The 22,752-nt window shown below is 42.0% G+C and carries 19 protein-coding genes; 10 read left to right on the top strand and 9 right to left on the bottom strand.

Going from position 1 to position 22,752, the window contains the following annotated elements; translation table 11 throughout:
* The first annotated feature begins 20 nt into the window (after positions 1-20).
* The 5 genes from AACQ83_RS00365 to AACQ83_RS00345 are packed head-to-tail and all read left to right on the top strand — an operon-like array spanning position 21 to position 5,759.
* Positions 21-2,042, top strand: a complete 2,022-nt coding sequence (locus AACQ83_RS00365; RefSeq protein WP_112875753.1) for a TonB-dependent hemoglobin/transferrin/lactoferrin family receptor — start codon at positions 21-23, stop codon at positions 2,040-2,042.
* Between the two features lie 30 nt (positions 2,043-2,072).
* Positions 2,073-3,146 carry a hemin-degrading factor gene (locus AACQ83_RS00360; protein ID WP_112875752.1) on the top strand — a complete coding sequence of 358 codons (1,074 nt, stop codon included), beginning with the start codon at positions 2,073-2,075 and terminating at the stop codon, positions 3,144-3,146.
* Positions 3,143-3,961 (top strand): heme/hemin ABC transporter substrate-binding protein, encoded by an 819-nt coding sequence (locus AACQ83_RS00355; protein ID WP_112875751.1) that lies wholly within the window; start codon positions 3,143-3,145, stop codon positions 3,959-3,961. Before AACQ83_RS00360 ends, AACQ83_RS00355 begins: the two co-directional genes overlap by 4 nt.
* Positions 3,958-4,965 carry a FecCD family ABC transporter permease gene (locus AACQ83_RS00350; RefSeq protein WP_112875750.1) on the top strand — a complete coding sequence of 336 codons (1,008 nt, stop codon included), beginning with the start codon at positions 3,958-3,960 and terminating at the stop codon, positions 4,963-4,965. Before AACQ83_RS00355 ends, AACQ83_RS00350 begins: the two co-directional genes overlap by 4 nt.
* Positions 4,965-5,759, top strand: coding sequence for a heme ABC transporter ATP-binding protein (locus AACQ83_RS00345; RefSeq protein WP_112875749.1), 795 nt, complete (start codon positions 4,965-4,967; stop codon positions 5,757-5,759). The genes AACQ83_RS00350 and AACQ83_RS00345 overlap by 1 nt, the downstream gene beginning before the upstream one ends.
* A 49-nt stretch (positions 5,760-5,808) precedes the next feature.
* Here the strand turns inward: AACQ83_RS00345 and AACQ83_RS00340 are convergent, their stop codons facing one another.
* Positions 5,809-6,423, bottom strand: a complete 615-nt coding sequence (locus AACQ83_RS00340; protein ID WP_112875748.1) for a hypothetical protein — start codon at positions 6,421-6,423, stop codon at positions 5,809-5,811.
* Between the two features lie 263 nt (positions 6,424-6,686).
* On the opposite strand from AACQ83_RS00340, the gene AACQ83_RS00335 reads away from it, so the two are divergent.
* A complete protein-coding gene (locus tag AACQ83_RS00335; protein ID WP_112875747.1) occupies positions 6,687-7,052 on the top strand; it encodes a helix-turn-helix domain-containing protein in 366 nt (121 codons plus the stop codon).
* A gap of 678 nt (positions 7,053-7,730) precedes the next feature.
* Here the strand turns inward: AACQ83_RS00335 and AACQ83_RS00330 are convergent.
* The 3 genes from AACQ83_RS00330 to AACQ83_RS00320 all read right to left on the bottom strand — a co-directional run bounded on the left by AACQ83_RS00330 (position 7,731) and on the right by AACQ83_RS00320 (position 10,250).
* Positions 7,731-8,123, bottom strand: coding sequence for a hypothetical protein (locus AACQ83_RS00330; protein WP_112875746.1), 393 nt, complete (start codon positions 8,121-8,123; stop codon positions 7,731-7,733).
* A gap of 611 nt (positions 8,124-8,734) precedes the next feature.
* Positions 8,735-9,190 carry a hypothetical protein gene (locus AACQ83_RS00325; protein ID WP_112875745.1) on the bottom strand — a complete coding sequence of 152 codons (456 nt, stop codon included), beginning with the start codon at positions 9,188-9,190 and terminating at the stop codon, positions 8,735-8,737.
* Between the two features lie 172 nt (positions 9,191-9,362).
* A complete protein-coding gene (locus tag AACQ83_RS00320) occupies positions 9,363-10,250 on the bottom strand; it encodes a LysR family transcriptional regulator (RefSeq protein ID WP_112875744.1) in 888 nt (295 codons plus the stop codon).
* 408 nt (positions 10,251-10,658) lie between these two features.
* Here AACQ83_RS00320 and AACQ83_RS00315 point away from each other — a divergent pair, with 408 nt between their 5' ends.
* From AACQ83_RS00315 to AACQ83_RS00305, 3 genes are all read left to right on the top strand, one after another.
* The gene (locus AACQ83_RS00315) at positions 10,659-13,409 is read left to right on the top strand and encodes an amino acid adenylation domain-containing protein (protein ID WP_112875743.1); all 2,751 of its coding nucleotides are present in this window, start codon (positions 10,659-10,661) and stop codon (positions 13,407-13,409) included.
* Between the two features lie 44 nt (positions 13,410-13,453).
* Positions 13,454-14,653 (top strand): MFS transporter, encoded by a 1,200-nt coding sequence (locus AACQ83_RS00310; protein WP_112875742.1) that lies wholly within the window; start codon positions 13,454-13,456, stop codon positions 14,651-14,653.
* Between the two features lie 108 nt (positions 14,654-14,761).
* The gene (locus AACQ83_RS00305; protein ID WP_158537743.1) at positions 14,762-16,561 is read left to right on the top strand and encodes a formyltransferase family protein; all 1,800 of its coding nucleotides are present in this window, start codon (positions 14,762-14,764) and stop codon (positions 16,559-16,561) included.
* Between the two features lie 84 nt (positions 16,562-16,645).
* On the opposite strand, the gene AACQ83_RS00300 is transcribed toward AACQ83_RS00305, so the two are convergent.
* From AACQ83_RS00300 to AACQ83_RS00285, 4 genes are read right to left on the bottom strand one after another with little or no spacing between them, the layout of a single operon-like run.
* Positions 16,646-17,932, bottom strand: coding sequence for an efflux RND transporter periplasmic adaptor subunit (locus AACQ83_RS00300; RefSeq protein ID WP_112875740.1), 1,287 nt, complete (start codon positions 17,930-17,932; stop codon positions 16,646-16,648).
* Positions 17,916-19,394: a TolC family protein gene (locus AACQ83_RS00295; RefSeq protein WP_112875739.1), complete on the bottom strand. Its 1,479-nt coding sequence runs from the start codon at positions 19,392-19,394 to the stop codon at positions 17,916-17,918. The genes AACQ83_RS00300 and AACQ83_RS00295 overlap by 17 nt, the downstream gene beginning before the upstream one ends.
* On the bottom strand, positions 19,387-20,601 hold the full coding sequence (locus tag AACQ83_RS00290) for an ABC transporter permease (RefSeq protein ID WP_112875738.1): 1,215 nt from the start codon (positions 20,599-20,601) through the stop codon (positions 19,387-19,389). Before AACQ83_RS00290 ends, AACQ83_RS00295 begins: the two co-directional genes overlap by 8 nt.
* Positions 20,594-21,337 carry an ABC transporter ATP-binding protein gene (locus AACQ83_RS00285; protein WP_240000663.1) on the bottom strand — a complete coding sequence of 248 codons (744 nt, stop codon included), beginning with the start codon at positions 21,335-21,337 and terminating at the stop codon, positions 20,594-20,596. Before AACQ83_RS00285 ends, AACQ83_RS00290 begins: the two co-directional genes overlap by 8 nt.
* Before the next feature lie 315 nt (positions 21,338-21,652).
* On the opposite strand from AACQ83_RS00285, the gene AACQ83_RS00280 reads away from it, so the two are divergent.
* A complete protein-coding gene (locus AACQ83_RS00280; RefSeq protein ID WP_240000662.1) occupies positions 21,653-22,069 on the top strand; it encodes a flagellar protein FlhE in 417 nt (138 codons plus the stop codon).
* Positions 22,070-22,418: 349 nt separating this feature from the next.
* Here AACQ83_RS00280 and AACQ83_RS00275 read toward each other — a convergent pair whose 3' ends face one another.
* Positions 22,419-22,631 carry a hypothetical protein gene (locus tag AACQ83_RS00275; RefSeq protein WP_240000661.1) on the bottom strand — a complete coding sequence of 71 codons (213 nt, stop codon included), beginning with the start codon at positions 22,629-22,631 and terminating at the stop codon, positions 22,419-22,421.
* Between the last annotated feature and the right edge of the window lie 121 nt (positions 22,632-22,752).

The raw sequence follows: 22,752 nt of genomic DNA, 5'->3' as shown, positions 1-22,752 counted from the left end.
TTATTATGGAGATTCGCCTGATGTCTCAATCTGCAAGATCAACACTCAAACTATCAGCATTAAGCTTGGCAATTATCAGTAGTATTCCGGCTGCTTATGCGGCAACAAAATCGCTCGATGCCGACAGTGATAAATCATCCCGCGAGGTGATAACTGTTTATGCAACAGGTAATGAAAGGGATAGTTTCGACGCTCCCATGATGGTAACTGTGATAAAGAGTAAGTCACCACAAAGTCAGACAGCCGGTAATGCTAACGACCTCATCAAAAAAATACCCGGTATTAATATAGCCGGTACAAACCGTGCTAATGGGCAAGATGTTAGTCTGCGTGGTTATGGTCCAAAAGGTGTTTTGACGTTGATTGACGGTATTCGCCAAGGTACCGATACCGGTCATATCAATGGCACGTTCCTGGACCCAGCACTCATTAAACAAGTCGAAGTTGTACGCGGCCCTTCCGCCCTACTCTACGGCAGTGGTGCCTTAGGCGGTGTGATCGCTTATCAAACTGTCGATGCCGCAAATCTTCTGCAAGCTGGTCAAGATCACGGATTCCGCGTTTTTGCCCGCGGTGCAACGGGTGACCATAGTATGGGCTTTGGTGGTGCAACGTTCGCGAAATCAGAATCCCTGGATGGTGTATTTGCCTTCAGTACCCGTGATTCAGGTAACATCCGTCACGGTGGTGGTGTGGTTGCCGATAATGACGAATTTATCAGTAACCTGATGGCAAAAGGCAGTTGGAAAATTGATGACAACCAGTCCTTAAGCAGCCAATTACGCTATTACCGTAATGAGGCTAATCAGCCTAAAAATCCGCAATCTCTTACTAGTAAAAATAATAAACCTAAATCATGGACTGATCGCACGACAACTCAACGTGACGCCCAACTCAGCTACCAATTAAATCCAGCAGAATATGATTGGTTAAATGCCAAAACTGACCTTTATTATTCCGATATCACTATTGATGCCCGTACTAAAGAGAAGGGTTTCGAAGGCCGTAAACAGAAAACCTATGGCGTAAAATTGGAAAACCGCTCCCGCCTGTGGACAGACAGCCCTCTGGCACATCAATTTACTTACGGTGGTGAAACTTACAAACAGAGACAGACCCCAAAAGGTAACACTGATAGCTTCCCTGATGCTGATATACGCTTTTATTCCGGTTGGTTGCAAGATGAGATAACGCTGCGCGACCTGCCAGTCTCTATTGTCGTCGGTACTCGCTATGACAACTATAAAGGAACGAATTCTAAATATAAGGACGTCAGCGCTGATAAATGGTCTTCCAAAGGAGCTATTAGTATTACACCAACTGACTGGTCGATGCTGTTTACCTCTTATTCTCAAGCTTTCCGTGCACCGACGATGGGGGAAATGTACAGTGATTCTATGCACTATCCTGGAAACTTCTGGACCCCTAATCCAAATCTCCGTCCAGAAAGCAACGAAACGTGGGAATCTGGTTTTGGATTACGTTTCAATGATCTACTAGCAGATAACGACGAGCTGAAATTTAAAGCGAGTTACTTTGATACTAAAGCCAAAGATTATATTAAGTCAGATGTAGTCAACCGAGGAAGGAACACAACATCTGTTAATATATCTAGCGCCAAGATTTGGGGATGGGATGCTTCCATAAACTATGAATCCAATCTGTTCTCTTGGGAACTGGCTTACAACCGCACAGAAGGTAAAGATGAAAAAAGCGGTGGATCTCTTGATAACCTCAGCCCAGATACTATCACCAGCATACTGGAAATCCCTATTGCACAAACCGGTTTCTCTGTCGGCTGGGTAGGTCAATTCACCAAGCATACTGACTTCAAAGGTAAAGATGCTAGAGGTAGAGATCCTAAACAACAGGCAGGCTATGGCGTTAATGATTTCTATGTCAGCTATCAAGGTGAAGGAATGCTCAAAGGTGTGACTACTACAGCAGTTTTAGGCAATGCTTTTGATAAAGAATACTACTCACCACAGGGAACACCGCAGGATGGCCGCAATGCCAAACTGTTAGTCAGTTACCAGTGGTAATTAAATACATGTATTTCAAGGAGTTAAATTGTGAATTATTCACTTTATGAACGTTATCTACAAGCCAAATCCGATAACAAAGCCAAATATGCCCGTGATCTGGCAGCCTATCTGAATGTCAGTGAAGGTGAATTATTACATAGCCGTGTTGGTATCGATGCCAAACGCCTTAATGTTGACGCCCCAACTTTACTGGAAGAGTTAGCTGTTGTTGGTGAAATTAAGGCGATCACCCGCAATGATTTTGCTGTTCATGAACAAATTGGCCGGTATGAAAATACCCATTTCAGCAGCCACGCTGGGCTGGTCCTGAACCCTCGTGAACTCGACTTGAGGATATTCTTTGGACATTGGAGTAGTATATTTTATCTGGTTGAACCCGCAAAAAATGGTGTGCGCCACAGCATTCAATTTTTTGATCATCAGGGTGACGCATTGCATAAAGTTTATGCAACAGGTAATACTGATATAACAGCCTGGGAAGCACTGATAGAAAAATATCAGGCAGAAGACAACCCCACACTGGTCATCAAACCTATAGAAGAAATCACCTATTCAACTCTAACAAATGAATTGAAAGCACAGCTTGATAAAGAATGGCGAGCAATGACTAACGTTCATCAATTCTTCACGTTACTTAAAAACCATAATCTGAGCCGTCAACAAGTTTTCAATGCGGTACAGGATGATCTGGCTTACAAGGTGGGAAATTCTGCACTGAATGAACTTATCAACGCCGCTTATAACGATCAGAATGAGATCATGATCTTCGTCAGTAATCATGGTTGCGTACAAATTTTCACCGGAAAGCTGGAACGTCTGATGCCACATCAGGAAGAAAACTCAGATCAGAAATGGATTAATATCTTTAACCGCAATTTCACACTACATTTAATAGAGAGTGCTATTGCTGAAAGCTGGGTAACCCGTAAACCAACAGAGGATGGTTTTGTCACCAGCCTGGAGTTATTTGATGCTAATGGCAATCAGATTGCTCAACTGTTTGGTCAGCGTACAGAAGGCACTCCTGAACAAACTCAGTGGCGTGAGCAAGTGGCTGCTCTGCCAAAACTGCAATCAATACAGGAAGAGCGTGTAGCATGAAACAATGGCTTCTGACATTTGTCCTTACGGTATCGTTCAGTGCTTTTTCCACTGAACGGATCGTCACTATCGGTGGCGATGTATCTGAAATTGTTTTTGCACTTGGTGAAGGTGAAAAAGTTGTCGCCAGAGACAGCACCAGCCAGAAACCAACCGAATTGCTTGCCTTACCCGATGTCGGCTATATGAGAATGCTTAACCCTGAAGGCATTCTCTCTATGAATCCGACACTGGTGCTAACCAGTGAGTTGGCAAAACCTTCACTGGCACTTAAGCAGCTCCAGGATTCTGGTGTAGAAGTGATTCAGATAACCGGAAAAGCAGCGTTAGAAGCCGTTCCTGAAAAAATTAAGACCGTCGCTAAGGCGGTCAATCAGACTGAACGCGGTGCACAACTGATTCAACAATATCAAAAAGCACTGGCAGAAATACCAACAACTACCTTGCCGACTCGTATTCTGTTTGTGATGAGTCACGGAGGTATCATGCCAATGGCTGCCGGCCAAAAAACCGCAGCGGACAAAATGATTCGCGCTGTTGGTGCCACTAATGCCATGCAAGGTTTCAACAATTACCGCCCACTTTCCCAGGAAGGTGTTATTGCCAGCGCACCAGATCTGTTATTAGTGACGGAAGATGGTATTAAATCAATGGGCGGTTTGGATAAAATCTGGCAATTACCCGGATTGAAACACACCCCTGCCGGTCAAAAACAACGGGTTTTAATTGTAGATGATATGGGGCTACTCGGTTTTGGCCTCGAAACCCCCTCAGTGATGAAACAACTCAGACAGGCGGCGGAGAAGACTCAATGAGCCGTATGAAGTCTCCGGGTTTGGGCTTGGCGTTTCTTTGTTTGTTACTGTCCGGGTTGGCTATTGGTTCTGCCAATATTGGCGCATTATCATTATCTTTCAAGACATTATGGGAATCTTCCATTAGTGATCCCCAGTGGCAAATCTGGCTGAATATCAGATTACCAAGGGTGCTATTAGCCATACTGGTTGGCTGTGCTTTAGCGACTTCCGGGGCTGTAATGCAAGGGTTATTTCGCAATCCACTCGCTGATCCTGGCCTACTAGGTATTAGCAGTGGAGCCGCATTGATGGTTGCAATGGCAATTGTTCTGCCAGTTAGCCTGCCATCTGTCATCGCTGTGTATGGACATATTATCGCCGCTTTTATTGGCAGCCTGTTAATTTCATTACTGATTTTTTCACTCAATAAATATAATTACGGAAATCTGGCCCGCTTATTACTCGCCGGGATTGCTATCAATGCCCTTTGTATGTCTGCTATTGGTGTCCTGAGCTATATCAGTGACGATCAACAGCTACGACAATTCTCTTTATGGATGATGGGTTCACTCAGCCAGATAGAGTGGCCGACGTTGGCAATTACAGCTTCTTTAATTATTCCCGCTATTATCCTAACATTCAGTCAGGCCCGTAAACTGAATCTGCTGCAATTAGGAGATGAAGAGGCCCACTATCTTGGTATAAATGTCCAACGCACTAAATTCCAGTTATTACTACTCAGCGCCCTGCTTATTGGCAGTGCTGTTGCATTAAGTGGTGTTATTGGATTTGTTGGACTAGTTGTCCCACATTTGATCAGAATGAGATTTGGTGGTGATCATAATTGGCTACTTCCCGGTGCTGCTTTAGGCGGAGCTTCTCTTCTGCTTACCGCAGATACACTGGCAAGAACATTAGTCTCACCAGCAGAAATACCCGTTGGCCTAATTACTGGTTTAATCGGCGGCCCATATTTTCTATGGTTGATACTCAAACAACCAGGGCCGGGGAGCCGCACATAATGGATGCCATAAAAAATAATATTTCTCTGCAAGCACAGAATTTAAGCTATTCAATTGGCAACCAGAAAATTATTGATAATGTTTCGCTCTCGGTAAATAAAGGCGAGATTGTCGCCATCATTGGGCCAAATGGCGCTGGGAAATCCACATTATTGCGACTATTAACGGGATATATAAAACCTGAACATGGGCAATGTTATTTACATGGAATACCCATTGAGCAATGGCCTGCGGAACAATTAGCGCGCACTCGTGCCGTCATGCGTCAACATAGCTCACTCTCCTTCCCTTTCAGTGTGGAAGAAGTGATCGCTATGGGGCGCTCTCCTCATGGTATTCATCATAAACAGACAGCAATTGATACCGTTATTGAACAAACGGATTGCCAGGAATTACGTCACCGTGACTACCGGCAACTCTCTGGTGGTGAGCAGCAAAGAGTACAACTCGCTCGTGTCCTTGCCCAACTTTGGCATCCAACACCGACAGAGTGTTGCTTGTTTCTTGATGAACCAACATCGGCCTTGGATCTCTACCACCAGCAACATACTTTACGCCTGCTTTACCGACTGACACGGAAACAGCCTATGGCTATGTGCTGTGTTCTACATGATTTGAATCTTGCTGCTCTCTATGCAGATAAAATCTTTCTATTACATAAAGGGAAGTTAGTCGCTGCGGGTACACCAGAAGAAGTACTAAATGATCACACTCTGAGAAAATGGTATCAAGCAGATCTTGGCATTACCCGCCATCCTGAGACTCAACAGCCTCAGATTTATTTGAGGCAATAACAGTAAATTTGACAGGCAAATTATTTCAGCCAATTGCCTGTCTTACTCTTTACTTACGAAACTTTATTGCATCAGGCAGATACCAGAAAGTTGAAATCAAGCACAAGCAATAACCCAGAAGTTCACATCCTTCCTCAACCATATTTTTTGCTGTTCGATCAAAATGTTCAAGCATCAAACCTTTCCATAATTCTCCCATACCAAACAAACGGGAAAAAACGAGTACACACAAAATACCTGCAACCATCATGCTGTAACTTTGATGGCGCGTAAAATGAACAAGCCCAGCCAACGTATCCCTACCTTTATAAGCAGAGTAAAAAATACAAATTAGCGCTAACGGAATAGCAATCCACGCCCAGGCACCATGAAATATTTCATCAAATATAGCATCCAGCTCTCTTATCAATAAACAAGCAAAAAAACCTGATATCAAAACTAATGCAGGACGTAATTGACTATTCTTTTTCGCTTCCAGCAGAAATACAGCAGAAATAACAAACAGTATACTTTCCTGAGCAATTTCAGTTAATGAGTTCTCCTTCACTGCATTCTGCAAATAGATAACATCAATAAAGAGTAAGCCTATGATCATGGCTAAAATCAGAGCATAAAGAACAAAAAATGCCAACTTTTTAGTTAAAAAAGCCAAGTCCGATTGCATTACAACCTCCATTAAATTAAATGACGAACGATGATACTGTTTTGAATAAATTAGTGAAGATCATTTGATGCTACTTATTATTAAAACAAAGGAAATTTGCATAAATGATAATAATTATCAATTATAAATAGCATTTTTTGCCTATAGATATCCCGGATTTATTTTAAAATACACTCATTAATAACTATAGTTATTATCCTTATAGAAATAACTAACGAAATCTAATATTTTAGCAACTAGCCCACTATCAGTGGGAGGTGAAAATGTCAGAAAGTGTAGTGAATGATATTGTCAGATGGCTCGAAACTCAGCTCCAACGTAACGAAGGTATAAAAATAGCGACCATTGCTGACAGAAGCGGTTATTCAAAGTGGCATCTACAAAGAGTGTTTAAAGAAGTGAAAGGCTATACCTTGGGTGAATATGTTCGTAAGCGGCGTTTACACGAAGCAGCAAGATCTCTGCGTGAAGAAAACCTACCAATCCTTGATATCGCCTTACAGTATGGTTTCAGTTCTCAGGCAACATTTACCCGGATCTTCAAAAAGCACTTTAATACCACGCCTGCCAGATTCAGAGAAAATGGCAATCTCCCTGAATTAAAGTACTTCTTAGGTCATAAGCAATAATCGATTTCTTAATAACCTTACTGATAGTATTCCCTAATGGTCAATATTTTATTGACCATTTAACTCTTATACTATTTGAATTCACTAACACTATAATAGATCAAAAAACCAAATAAGGATTTTCAAGATAACTATTGGCTAGTCCCGTTTTATTCACTAGAAATGAAGAACAATTACCACATATACCAGCATAAGTGATTTCGGATAATAACTTTATTAAATGACAATAAAATCCATTCGATTTTATAATCCACGATAAATAAACTGATTAATATAATTAAAAAACAAAAATATTTTCATACAAATCATAACTATAATATACAGTATTCTTTATTCAATCAACAAGATCATTTTCACTGTCAACAAGCAGGTAAAAAACACTAAAAAAACCGATCATAAATATTAAAACACTGTTCCTAAAATTTAGGGTATGTTCAATTGTTAAAAAGTAAAAACCCTGAAGACTGAACGTCAGGGTTTCTATTTATAATTAATTCCAATTCACTATTTACCCCAATAGACGTTATTTTGCAAAAATCTTAAACACTACCCAAATTTAAAATGGAAAATAAAATAACATAATGGGATAAGCTTTTAATACCTTTAACGTAAATAATAGTGAATAATATTTTCTATAAGAATTCTCATTCCTATCATTCCTAATTTTTACCGTCCTTATCATCCCCCGGTTCTGCCTCCCGTTCCACCTCCTGAATTACCTCCTGAATTACCTCCTGAATTACCTCCTGAACTACCTGAATTACCTCCTGTTCCCTTAATTAATACGCCATTGATATATCCATGGTTATTATATTCATATCCGGTAGTTCTAATAGTGACTTTTTTTGAATTAAGATGTGCAAGAATCAAAGTTATTAAACTACCATTCCCTTGATAACCACCAGCAGAGTTATCCAGAAGAAAATCCCGTGAAGTACCTTTATCATCAACAATGACAACATGAACATTGTTTCTAGCTATTTCTGGAGCAATTTGAATAGAGGATATAGTTACATCAGAAATCGATATATTAGGGGCAACTATATCATTAGAATTGTTTTGATCAATCATAATATATTATTCCTTATAAGATTAAATTCACACCAAGTTATAAATATGGAAATTTATATTAAACCGGAGAACTCAACTAATTTACTGAACATCCATATTCAACCATCATAATCCATAAAATTATAAAAAATTAAAACACTTTCTAACTTTAAAAATAGTGTAGAACCAATAGTACGTCAATAAAATACCAAAGAAAATCAAAACTAAAAAAAATAAACATTCAACACTAATTTATAATAACAAATTAAATTACCGTATGTTTTTTTATTTTTAATCTAGTGCTAACATAACTCATATATTGTGTTATTTACACTAAATATACAGTAAAGAAAAAACCCTCCTAATAGTAGTGGTTAGTAATTATATAATCAACAGAAAATGCAAGATAAAAATATAACGGACAGATAATCAAAAATTTACAGAGTCATAGCAGTAGAGCGAGATCCTACTATGCATATACTTAACTGAACATCAATTCACTAAGCAGAATTAGTCATGAGATGTTCACTTCAAAGCAAAGTAATATCTGCGATTATATGGCCGATACAATAGATAACGGGGGAACTCTGTTTCGCATTGAAATCCGATCGGCCATTAAAAATCACTGTTCACTACTTCATAGTAAATTCAACTGACCATGCGTAGGTAAGATAATTAGTATAGGTGATGGTTGCATTACAAACAGCCCCACTACCGGACGTTGCTCCTTTATTCCATTTCGGAATTTTAACGCCATTAACATATGTGTTCACAAAAGTAGTCATAAATTCGCAGGTTTTAAAACCTATCTTATATCGCACCATCGCGTAGTTTGCGTCAGGTGAAATTGGGCTTTGAACCTGATAACTATTAACTTCTCCTGGCCCTACGCTTGAACTAGGTTTAGGTGTTGCATTCACGTATGTACCGGATTCATTATTAGTAATGATGGTATAAACAGCATCCGCGCTACCAGAAACACCAAGATGCTTAAATGTCACTGTTACGGGCGGACCTGCATAAGCAACACCTGCGGCAGTTAGGGAAGCAGTTGCAAACAGGGCCAACAACGACTTGCGTACTAACATGTTAGATACTCTCCTTTATGTTGTTTAAAATGGCTTACTGCGTTTTAATACAACTTTCTCTTCTATCTTTTTCTTCTATAACGTTATTGGAGCGCACGATATATGCGCCAATCCCATAAAGTAAATTTTCACTTTACGTATCTATAATACTAGACCACTTTGCAGAACTTATTTAAAAAGGTAAGAGGTTCTCCGCCATAAAATCTACAAATACTCTGACCTTAGGGGATAAATGACGGCTTGATGGCCAAAGTATACGAAAAATTGTGGAACTTTCGTTATATTTATCCAAAACAGTGACCAAAGAGCCTTCTTTCAACTGTCGGTAAACGGCGATATTCGGCACACAAGCTATCCCAAGACCATGCTCGGCAAAACAGACTTGCGGTTCTAAACTATCCGTCACCATATTGCACGGTAAGTTAAGCTCAATTTTTTTACCATCACGATTCAAAGGCCATACGTTTAATTTCCCATTTGTTGGAAAACGATATAATAAGCACTGATGGCTAACAAGATCTTCGGGTTCTTCTGGAAAACCTGCGGCCGCAAAATAGGCAGGAGAGCCGACAATAACCTGACGGTAAGAACCTAGCATCCTAGACATTAATCTGGAATCACGTGGATCACCGGTTCGGAGTACAGCATCAAATCCCTCTTCAATAACATCCACTATTCGATCGGAGCAACTTATATCAAGTTTAATCTCTGGATAAAGGCGATTAAAAGCAGCAAATTTCGGCATAAACAGCATACCCACTGACGGTAGGCTAATCTTTAACTTTCCACTTGGCATTTTCTGCATCTGAGACAGTTCAGTTTCAGCAGCCTCAACCTCATCAAGAATTCGCTTGCACCGTTCAAAGAATAGTGTCCCTTCAGGCGTTAATGTGACGGTTCGCGTAGATCGATGGAAAAGGCGTATTCCCAGACGCTCTTCTAACCGAACAATAGCCTTACTAACCGCCGACGAAGAGATGCCAAGTTGTTGACCTGCAACTGTGAAGCTACGGGCATCAGCAGCCCGAACGAACACGTTCAATGACCCTAAACTATCCATATTTCCCCCATTGCTGACAGATTGGTCATAAGTGTTTTGAACATCATCCTACTGTTCACTGGTCTATGGTAGCAAGTAGTATAGGCGTTAGGAGAAATTATCTTATATCTACATATTTATTAATAAAAAAATAGATAACTCAGGTTTGCTAAATACAAGAATCATCAAGTCGATAAAGATAATTTATCCCAAGTATTTAATAAATAAACGTCAGAGTGGAAAAAGAACAAACATGATAGTTAATAATATTGAATAGCCCCTTCTTAAAGGAAGGATTTATAAGACCAGGAAATGATTTTTCTAAGTTGGAATATTTTAATTTTATTCCACAGAAATATCAGATAGTTAAAGAAGAAGCCGATACGCTCTCCTTTTGGCTTCTCTCCTTAAATAAAGGTATAAAATAAGATGCAATCAACTCTCCCAATAATCAAATGGCGCAATATATTAAAAACAGGACAGTATCGAAAATATGATATCTCCAGCGCTCAACCGGCAAATGAAAATTGGACAACGTTAAATAACATTAAGTTACCAGCGAGTTTTCAACGAAAAGAGTGCCTACCGGGATTACTCTTTTCACACGTCAGATCAACTCCCTGGGCTACAGCAATCATTCACGGTGAAGAGCGACTCAGTTATTTGGAAATGGCAATTGGCAGTGTACATCTGGCCTGCTATCTGCAAAACCTGGGATGTTTAGCGGGTGATTGCGTCGGTATATTTGTTGAACCGTCGATTGAGCAGATGATCGGAGTTTGGGGAACTCTTTTTGCCGGTGGTGCGTATCTGCCATTGTCTCATGATTATCCAGAGGAACGACTTCGTTACATGATCCACGATAGCAATCTGAAAATGATATTTACCCAAGAAAAATTAAAGGAAAAATTAGTCAGGTTGGTTGCAGAAAATATCCATATCGTGACTCTTGAAGACGTAGAGAAATCATTAGAATCCAGTGCCATTACCAGCAACATCCTCTATGACTACCTTAGCCCGGATAGCTTGGCTTATGTCATTTATACCTCTGGAAGTACAGGGAAACCGAAAGGTGTAATGATTGAGCACCGCAGTATCGTTAACCAAATGTGTTGGTTAAATGAAAAATGCGATTTAAACATTGAAAAAACAATTATTCAGAAAACGCCCATCAGCTTTGATGCAGCTCAATGGGAAATATTATCAGTCAGTTGTGGTAGTCGGGTTGTTATTAGCTCATCTGGAACACACAGGAATATTCCCCAACTCATTGACCTGATTATTCGCCACAATGTGACCACGTTACAGTGTGTTCCCACGCTATTACAAGCACTGATCGATAATCACAAATTCCGGGAATGCCATGCCCTTCAGCAAATATTCATCGGAGCAGAGAGCTTATCAAGAAAACTCGCCACTCAATGTATCCATATACTACCAAACTGTCTACTGATTAATATGTATGGCCCGGCGGAATGTACAATTAATGCTTCAGTTTTCCTTGTTAATCACTGCCCAATATCTGACGAAGTTAATTCAGTCCCTATTGGTAAGCCGGTATCCAATACGGAATTTTTTATTCTCGATCACCACTATCAGCTCGCCTCAGAATATGAAATTGGAGAGATTTATATTGCAGGTACTCAAGTCGCAAGAGGATATCTGAATCGTCAGGATCTCACAGAAAAGCACTTTCTTGAAATTGCAATACCACAAAATACGCAAAAAATCCGGCTTTATAGAACCGGAGATCTGGCTTATTGGGATAAAGAGGGTAATGCCCACTTTGCTGGCCGGAAAGATAATCAAATTAAAGTGAGAGGGATGCGGGTCGAATTAGAAGAAATAAAAAATGCAATGGAAGTTATCGATCAAGTGAAACACGCTGCAATTTTGGCGGAAAAAGACCCTCAACACCGTTCGATACAATTAACCGCCTGTATTGAATTAGCCGATGAAACAATACGCCAGCAAGCAAAGTATGACATTACTTCAATTCTGCGGAGTGAACTCAGCAAAACATTACCGGACTATATGTTACCTGACAGATTTTTGTTCCTGGATACCATGCCGCTAACTTCCAGTGGAAAAATCGATTTCGACACATTGCAAGTACTAGTCAGCACAGTATCACACAGTCCACAGGTACTCCCAAGCACCTCGACAGAAACACAGATTGTAAAGATATGGGAAGAAGTACTAACGCGAGAACGCATATCTACCGAAGATGACTTCTTTGCTTTAGGCGGAAATTCTCTGATAGCCGTCCATCTGATACAACGTTTAAATGAAGAATTTGCTTTATCGCTACCTCTCCATACTCTATTTGAGGCTGCAACAGTTAAACAATTGGCAAAAATCGTTGAAGGTGAAGCAACCAGATTATCTTCACGATTGGCCTGTTTACAGGAAAAAGATACTGGATTACCTGTCTTTTGCTGGCCAGGATTGGGTGGATACCCAATGAATTTACACCTGCTGGCTACACAGATATGTACTGATCGATCATTTTATGGCATCCAGGCTTACGGAATTAATGAAGGAGAGGTTCCATACTCCACCATAGCCGAAATGGTGACTCAAGACATAACAGAAATCAAAAAATTACAACCCACTGGCCCATATACGCTATGGGGATATTCTTTTGGCTCTGTATTGGCTTTCGAAGCGGCTTATCAATTAGAACGAGCGGGAGAACGTGTCGAAAAGGTGGTTCTAATCGCGCCAGGGCTCTCGAAGATAAAATATCACGTTAATTCCACGGGAACAGAAAACGGGTCTACTTACCAGAACAGCGAGTTGATATCACTATTATTCTCTGTATTTGCGGGCACTTCTCACAGTTCAGCTTTGAATAAATGCCTGGCTAACATTATCGATGAGCAAAGCTTTGTCTCTGTTGTTCATAAGCACTACCCAAATCTGGACCCTATGTTAATTGCTCGAATTACCAGGATAGTTATTCAAACCTACGGACAGAAATATTCAGCAGCAGAACTGCAAGAACGAATCATCAAGGCGCCAATTACGGTGTTTAATGCACGTGATGATGCCGTTTCTTTTATCGAAGAAGCAACACCATACCTAAAACATCCCCCAGAAAACATCAATCTTAACATTGATCATTTCGAGGTACTTAAGGAATCAGGTGTTAACGAATTAGCTCGATTTTTGAGTTGATTGCTTCTGTAAATAACACAATGAAAATTATTTAAGGGGGTTCCATGATTAAAGAAAAAACTGCCACTCATGCGGGCAGTACCAACTTTCCTCTCGTTGCTCTACTCGCGTTAGCAATGACGGGATTCCTTGCGCTTCTCACAGAAACATTCCCGGCGGGCATTCTATCCCAAATAAGTAACAGCTTGGCCGTTTCCGAAGCATTAGCTGGTCAATTCGTTACACTCTACGCAATTGGCTCACTTGTCGCAGCGATTCCACTGACGACAGCAACACAAGGTTGGCGCCGTCGCCGATTACTCTTGATGGCACTTACGGGTTTATTAGTCTTTAATACGCTCACCGCGTTAACATCTAACTATATAGTGGCACTTGCGGCCAGACTTCTTTCAGGTATGGCAGGCGGCTTAATCTGGGGAATGTTGGTCGGCTATGCGCGACGGATGGTACCTGATCATTTAAAAGGACGTGCATTGGCTGTAGCTGGTGTCGGGGCACCACTGGCACTCTCCCTTGGCGTGCCATTAGGAACATTCATTGGTGGAATTGTTGGCTGGCGTACAACTTTTGGTTTGATGTCTATTCTAACATTGGTCGTCATCGCATGGGTCATGTTGAAAGTCCCTGACTACCCAGGACGTGCTGCCGAAAAACGTATACCAATCAAAAAAGTTATCATTATTCCGGGAGTACGGCCGGTATTAAGCGTTCTTATTTGTTGGGTACTGGCGCACAGTATTCTTTATACCTATGTATTGCCTTTTGTGACACAGGCGGGGCTTACTGCCAGAATTGATCTTGTGTTGCTAGCCTTTGGTATGGCGTCGTTGCTTGGAATATGGATGACAGGGCTGTTAATTGACAAAATGTTACGTTCGTTGGTGCTGATAAGTCTTGCCCTATTTACATTCGCCTCTCTCATACTTGGTGTTATCGGTACTCTTCCTGTCTTTGTTTTTCTTGCCGTGATCTTATGGGGGCTAACCTTCGGCGGTGCCGCCGCCCTACTTCAAACTGCATTGGCCGAATCTGCCGGGGAAGGTGCAGACGTTGCTCAGTCGATTCTTGTTACCTTATGGAATTTAGCCATTGCAGCCGGGGGCATTATTGGCGGGATATTACTTGAAACACTTGGCGCCAGCTCGTTCCCGTGGACCTTACTTGTTCTGTTAGTGCTAGCTTTGTTGATCGTCTGGAATTCAGGCAACTATGGCTTCCCTCATAAAGGAATCAAAGGTAAGTGAGCAATATCGGGGTTTGTCTGTGTTTAAATGCAGTTCAAGGCAATTAAGCCTATGAACTTTACTTACTCTCAAACAAACCCTTCACTCAATAACAATAAAGGGGATAACATGCCCGGCGAATTCACATCTTCAACGCAAGAGAAAAAAAATAGCACCGATAACATACTAACCAATAACACACTAGAAGTTGAAAAGTGCAAAATTGTAAACCACTCCACTGGAGAAACTCGGTCTTGTGTCGTCATCGGTGGTACAACACTTGCGATACGTTGTACCCAACAACTTCAAGCGGCCGGGTACATAATTGTGGCTATTTTTCCCACAGAATCTCTGTTTTCCGAATGGGCAACTTCTCAAAATATACACTGTGTTGAAGCACTAGAAGATCTCCTGACGCTCTCCAAAACTCAGTCAATATGCTGGCTTTTTTCCATAGTCAATCCAGTTATTCTCCCTGCTCTATTAATCAATCAGTTCTCCCGAGGTGCTTTCAACTACCACGACGCTCCTCTGCCACGCTATGCCGGCACCCATGCCACTTCTTGGGCTATCCTTGCCGGTGAGTCTCGGTATGCTATTACCTGGCATTTAATCGGATCTATGGTCGATAGTGGCGATATTATTGTGCAGCGTCATGTTGATATTAAAAATACCGACACCGCACTTTCACTGAATCTTAAATGTTATCAGGCCGCAGCCGAAGGATTTACCGAACTATTAAACAACCTAGAGAACGGTGACATACCCCGCCGACAGCAAGATCCCGATAACCGCAGTTTTTTCTCAAGACGTCGCCGCCCAGACGCTGCGGGTTGTCTATTGTGGAATAAAAAAGCTCAGGAATTGTCATCTTTGGTCAGATCTTTAACTTTCGGAGTTTACTATCCTAATCCACTAACATTACCTAAAGTTCTGCTGAGAGATCGCCTGGTATCGATAGGTACATTACAGGTGATGTATACACGTTCCGATCATAAACCAGGTACATTGTTGGGTATTAGCGAGGACCATTGGCTAATGACCACAAGTAGTGAAGATATACGTATTTCGTTTGTTAATAGCCGTGGCAACCCAATAAATGCTCTCACCTTAGCCAATCAATGCAAACTTGAAATTGGTGATCAACTCCCCACAATTGAAAGATCAGATATTAAGACGTTAACAGATATACATGAACAACTTACCGAACAAGAGCTATTTTGGCAAAAAAGACTAGAGCGTTTTTCAACACCAATGCTGCCTTTTAAATTGCGGGCAACGATAGATAAAATACCGGATTGGCATGTGTCTGAATGGAAAACAGTACTCAATCATAGCTCTCTTATTTCAACTGAGCTCGTTCAACATATTATATGCGCTTGGTTTATCTATTTGGCTCACACATCAAATGATACTCAATTTCAAGTCGGATGGGCGCAAGCAGGAGATGTTGTTCATTCTTCAAAATGGACCTCCTTTTTCGCCATGATCGTCCCAATGGAGGTCCATATCAATTTACAACAACGTCTTACAGAGATTTTAAATTCAATATCGTCTGAACAACAATTGCTTGAACAACATAGGGTTTATCCCCGCGATATGGTCACCAGACAACCTGTATTGCGTGCAATCAATCTGTTACATACCAATCGCCCGTGGCCGATTGGTATTTCCATCATCTCCGGTTACAGTGAAGATCTAACGAACAAAGATGCTATGCAGGAGTACGCAATTGTCGGAGAAATAATGACATTACAGATTGATCAAAATAAAGGAAATTTCCGCTTCATATATAACAGCAAATTGGTTGCAGTAAATGATATTGAACATGTGGCATCTGATTTGGCGCTATTTTCGAATGTAATCGCAAACTCGAAAAATTTAAATATTGTGGCAAATGAACTTCCAATATATGAATTTTCACGGTGAGATATTGCCCCAAAATTAGAAAAAACTGCTGTAAACCCTCGCCCAATGCGAGGGTGTCGCAAAAGATCAATGAAGTTAAGTCAGTTACTTCCGCGCAGGAACTTCAACATAGCCTGCCTCCAACCCGATCACCTCCACACCTTGAGGAACGGCCTGCCCCGGTGTCACGACAATCTGCTGGGTTTGTGCGTTTAATTCACGGCGATAAGTGACGAAAGTTCGTCCATCTGGGCCGGTATGTAATGCCTCGGCTGGCAAGGCCAATCCACGTTCATTGCGATAGGTGACAATAGCCAGTTTCGCACTCATACTCAGCCGGATACGCTGCCGCTGTTCGGGAGTGAGAGGATCAATAGCCACTAATAGATCATAGGTTACACCCGCTCCCTGCATCTCCTTTGAACTTCCTTGTACACCAATTGTCTTAATTTGCCCTCGTAGAGATAGCCCAGCAAAACCATCACCGGTGATCTCAACCGGCATTCCTTCATACACCTGATAAAGGTCAGCCTCTTCAATACGCGCTACCGCCTGAATTTGCTCCAAATTGATTACCCCTAACAGAGGCGTTCCCTGAGTGACACGCGTCCCCTTTTGAATAAATACCCCTTTATCTGATTCCGGTATCTGGGGACGAATAACAATGCCATCAAAAGGAGAAATCAATTCACGTTGGGCTTGCTGGGCCTGAAGCGCCTGATAACGCGATTGGGCATTAGCTAATTCCATATCAGCAATCTGGCGATTCTCCCCTGTGCCTTTATCGAGGGCAACACTCAGTTCCACTTTAGCGGCGGCAAGATCGAGCTGTTGAACTCTGACCTGCTGTTCCAGTGTATCAACCTCCATACGGGGAACAATGCCACGCTCGAACAAAGCCCGGGTATCAATTAGCTTACGTTCGGTATCGCTCAAACTTAACTGGGCATTCGTTAAAGTTCTACGTACCCTAGCGACATCCGGACTGTTTTCCCACCCTATCAAATCTTGTACGGTTTTCTGGGCTTTCAACAGTTCTGTGAGCGCTTGCCGCAGTTGAATATCCAACTGCGTCGTATCAAGGCTCAACAGCGGTTGCCCACGCTTAACGCGCTGGCCTTCAGTAACCATCACTTCAGCAATAACACCATCAAATGGCGCTGCGATCGTCAAACTGGTTGCAGCCTGAATACGGCCAACTAATCCAAGACGATTTTCCAGTCGTTGAGGTTCAACATGTACCCACTGTTGTGGTGATGATGTATCAGTTGAAGAAGAAAGGAAAACATAAGCAATGGTAGCCCCAATGACTAATGCAACAGCAAGTGTCACGAGCCAACGAGTCTTATATTTGGAACGGGCAAGTTCTCTGATCTTAGTCGTTAAGTGCAATATCCCAACTCCCTAACGTAGTACCCAATGTTTCGTCCAACTCCGCTTGTGCATTTAAGTAGGTGATCAACGCATTGAGACGAACATTCTCTGCATTACGCAAATCGGTTTCAAAGCTCAAGACTTGAAAGTTACTGGAGCGGCCCACCGTCAATTTTTCACGTTCAATTTCTAACTTGCGCAGGGATAGATCCCTGGCACGCTGTGCGATCTCATATTGACGCCAACGCGTACCAATATCGCGTACCGCATTACCCACATTACGTTCCAGTGACTGTTTTGCCTCAGCAAGACGAATATCCTGGTTCTGAACATCAACCCGCGCCCGTACTTCCGCCTGACGCTGACTCAAATCACCAATGGGTATCTCTACCTGAACACCGGCGTAATTTTCCCAATTACGGGAACGGTTTGACCCTGTTCGATCACGTACTTGACTGGCACTACCCACTAAAGAGACATCCCATAAGCGTTCGTTACGGGCAACGGTCAGGTTAATTGCAGCCTGCTCCGCGGTAATCAATTGCGTGAGATACGATGGCTGTTGCTCTTGTGCCAAATGTTGGGCTTGGAGCAAGTTAATGTCTACGCGTTTAGCTTCCAATCTATCAGTCGCCTTCACCTGAGTTTGTAAGTCTAAGGCGAGCAATCGCAGCAATTCTAAACGACTGGTATCCAATTGATTAGCTGCTTCCTCCGCAGACAGTTCCTGCATTGCAACATCAGCCTCTGTCTGGACAATCTCAAAAGCAGCCATTCTGCCTGCGGAGATCATGGCTTTGTTAACTTCCAGCAATTGACGCGAACGTTCAAGAGCATCACGTGCGATTTGTAATTGTTCTTGAGCACGCAACAATTCACGATAAGCCATAATAACTTGCGTGATAGTCTGGGATACCGTCGCTTTTAGGTTCAAACGATTTGTCTGTTCCATTAATTGAGCAAGACGCACAGGTGCTGTAGCCACATCTTTACCGGCACCACGCAACAAAGGCTGAATAACTGAGAATGAAACACCATCATTACGGCTACGGCCTGCATTGTCTGCCCATGTCGTCCGATTCGTCCAAGACAGACTGAAACGAGTACCATATTCTCCAAGCAGCGTAGATGTGGGTGTAATCTCGCTTTGGCGATAGCGATCGCTTTGATTACGAGCGGCAATATAACGGCTATTAATCAGTAACTTGGGCGTAAAACGATCTTCAGCAACGCGTAAATCGAATTTCTGTGCAATTCGATCCAGATAAGCACTGCGAATCGAACGATTGTTTCGTAACCCTAAATAGATTGCATCGCTGAGTGTCAGACCAATAGTTTGCTGATTAAGCGAAATTGTATCCGTTGCAGGCATGGTTGCCTGTGATGGATTCAACGGCTCCGCTAACGCTGGTTTGACGGATGCATCTATTATCAGGGCAATGATAATGCCAATAGCACGTTGAAAAACTCGGCTAATCATCACGAAGTGCCTCTACAGGTTGTAATCTGGCAGCCGCTAATGCCGGATTGATACCGAAAAACAGACCAATCACTAATGAACTAGCGATACCCAGAGGCAAAGAGAATAGGGATAACGTAAATACCCAGCCCGAAAATTTTACAAATAGGTACCCTGCCGCAACCCCCAGCAATGAACCAACCATTGCACCGGCAATGGACAGAATGGCAGCCTCCAACATAAACAGCATACCAATATCAACAGGCCGAGCTCCCAAAGCCATACGAACACCAATTTCACGCCTGCGTTCCGAAACATTCATCAGCATGACATTCATCACGCCCACTCCTCCCACCAGCAACGAAATTCCCCCTAAGCCCGCGAGCAAATAGGAAAATGTTCTTGCCTGACGCGTCAATCCATCAAGCAATTGTTTCGGGATTTCAACTTCGACACGACGACCTTTTGATAATGAGACAAGGTAGTCACGTAACGACACCGCGTCACTGCTTAACGTTGTTGTGTCACGTACTCTGGCAATGACGCTCCCAATTTCTGGCGCAGGCCGCAACCGTCGCATTGCTTCAATGGGCAATATGATGGAATGATCAATAGAGCCGGGGAGTAAAGGGTTCGGCCCCTGAGCAGCGAGAATTCCTATCACTTCAAACAGATATTCCCCAATTTGCAATTGACTGCCTATTCGAATAGGTTGATTGGCTACTTTTAATTGTTTGGCAATATCCGCTCCAAGCACAGCATAGGTCGTTTGGCGATCATAGTCCGATAGAAAACGTCCTTGCTCGATTTGTAAATCCAACACCGCAGCCAGATCAGAGGATGTACCGGTAATATTCGTATCGATTCCTTTCCCGTGAAAGCGTACACGAGTCGAATGTAACGTGATGGGCGCAGCATGTGTGATAGTCGGTATTGTACGAGTCAGCGCCTGAGTATCCAGCGTAGATGGCGCGGGTTTGACATCAACGCCGGGAATGAAAGCAAAATGAGCAACCAAAATATTGCTTCCCATACTTTTAAAAGTGCTGATAGCTTCATTAACAGCGTTATGACCGATGTTTAAAAGTGCAATAACCGAAGCACATCCGACTGCAATACCAAGTAAAGCAAGCAAGGAGCGCCTTCCTAGCAGACGCAGGCTACCCAGTGATTCTCGCAGTGCTTGCGTGAAGGAAAAACCGTAGCGACCAGAATTTACATTAAGCATCGAGGCTATCCAACCACAGATCGGTTTCGGAAAGCCGCCCGTTGTTAACATATAGACAGCGCTGCATATTTTTGGCTATGGCTTCATCATGCGTAACCATGACAAGCGTAACGCCTTGCTCGCGGTTCAACGACAGAAGAAGTGCCATGATATCTCGTGCCGTCGCACTATCGAGATTGCCTGTCGGCTCATCTGCCAGAATCAGAGAAGGCTTACCAACCAAGGCTCTGGCAATGGCAACACGTTGCCGCTGTCCCCCGGAAAGATCAGCCGGACGATGGTAAATACGCCCAGCCAGACCAACCAACTCAAGCTGGTATTTCGCTTCCTGCCGAGCTAGAGAACGAGAATATCCACGATATAATAATGGTAGCGCCACATTATCCAACGCCTGCATTCTGGGAAGTAAATTAAAACTCTGAAACACGAAACCAATTTCCTGATTTCTTATTTTCGCCCGCTCATTAGGAGTAACATTTGTTATATTAACGTCCCTAAACTGAAAATATCCAGAAGAGGGTTGATCCAGTAAACCAAGAATATTGAGTAGAGTACTTTTACCCGAGCCGGAAGCGCCGACAATCGCACAACTTTGTCCGCACATGATGGTGAATGATATCTCATCAAGTACTGGGTAATATTTTTCCCCCATACGATAAGATCGACAAACATTTTCCATGTAAATCAGGGCTTCCTGACATGGAGAAGTTGTGATTGTCATGTCTAATTTATTCATCGTTTTTGACATCCATTAAACGTATCACTGACTCCACTTGATTGTTTAGCCGATTTTATATCATGGGAAAATCCTGTTGTAAAAGATTACGGTCTAAGTGACTGGCAAAAGCATCGAACAGCAAAATATATTAGATTAACTTAACATAAATTCAAATTCCCCATTGCTTTTTGGTGTTAATCCACCCAAATTACTCCTGCCTACTTTGGCATTGCGTACATGCTTTTATAAAAATTCAGGAAATACAGGGCGCGAGATCAAAATGTATATCTAAGTTCTCGCAATAGAAAATTATTAGATATTGGGGTAATGGCTATGAAATTAAAAAAAATCTTTGGCATTGGTAGTGCTCTATTGTTAGCCATGTTTTCACAAACAGTACCTGCGGCAAGTGGCAGCTATCACTCTTCAGTTGTTTTGCCCACACTATATTCTAAAAATTTCTTAGAAACTGTTAACGTTCCTATTGTCGGTTCTCCTCCTGCAACAGGAAAAATTACCAATGTATCTTGGACTTGGAATGTTGTTGGATGGCCTCAAAATTTATCGGTTCATCTTTGTCAGGGAAACACCAACAATTGCATAGACATATCACGCACACGAAGAATGTCGACAGACAAATTTAATCAGAGAAGCCCGGCACAACAGTTCCTTTTCGCCTTAAAGGTTGGAAACGGTAACGTTATGCCGATAGCAGGTCAAACCGGAGAAATTACTGTCAGTTGGCAATAACACTTCAATAACTCGCTAAAGATTGCCGCCAGCATTATGGGCGGCAATTCTGATTTGCTTTGAATATTGGTAGGATTTAAGAAAATTGCTGGATGATTTCCTGAATCTCTGTGGAGGTTCTTGTAACTAAATGGGTCTCTTTGCATTCTGTTGTATTAATAGTCACGATCTCATCTGCATTTTTAGTCCATATAAACAGGATGCCATTATGGCATATAAAATAGACGCTTATAATATGTATGCCTTTATGCCGAAAAGGCATACAAGAATACTCAGCACTGTATTATTCTTGCCAAATATCAAAATAGCGGCCTCAGCCGCCATCTTAATATCTCTCGGATGGTTAATCCTATGGTAGTTCAACCCCTTTATAACCAGATAAAATCAATTTCCACTCCTGTTGGGCAAACCATGTCTGGGTTTTGCCATCATAATGAATACTATCAGGCAGAAAAACACCAAATTCAGTCACCTTTCCGGTATAGTCGGGCGAATTCCGGGCATCAATCAACGTTCGGTATTGGGGATCATCAGCGATAACATTATTGATTGCATCAAGCACATAGCTAGCATTGATGGTATTTTATTTTTGAACATAAAACTTATTGAAAATATGAAAATATGAAAATATGAAAATATGAAAATATGAAAATAATACATTTAAAGATATAACCATAAGACAA

It is taken from the genome of Photorhabdus sp. S10-54 (genome assembly GCF_963878145.1).
Taxonomy (GTDB): Bacteria; Pseudomonadota; Gammaproteobacteria; order Enterobacterales; family Enterobacteriaceae; genus Photorhabdus; species Photorhabdus kayaii.
This window is presented reverse-complemented; position numbering and strand designations above follow the sequence as displayed.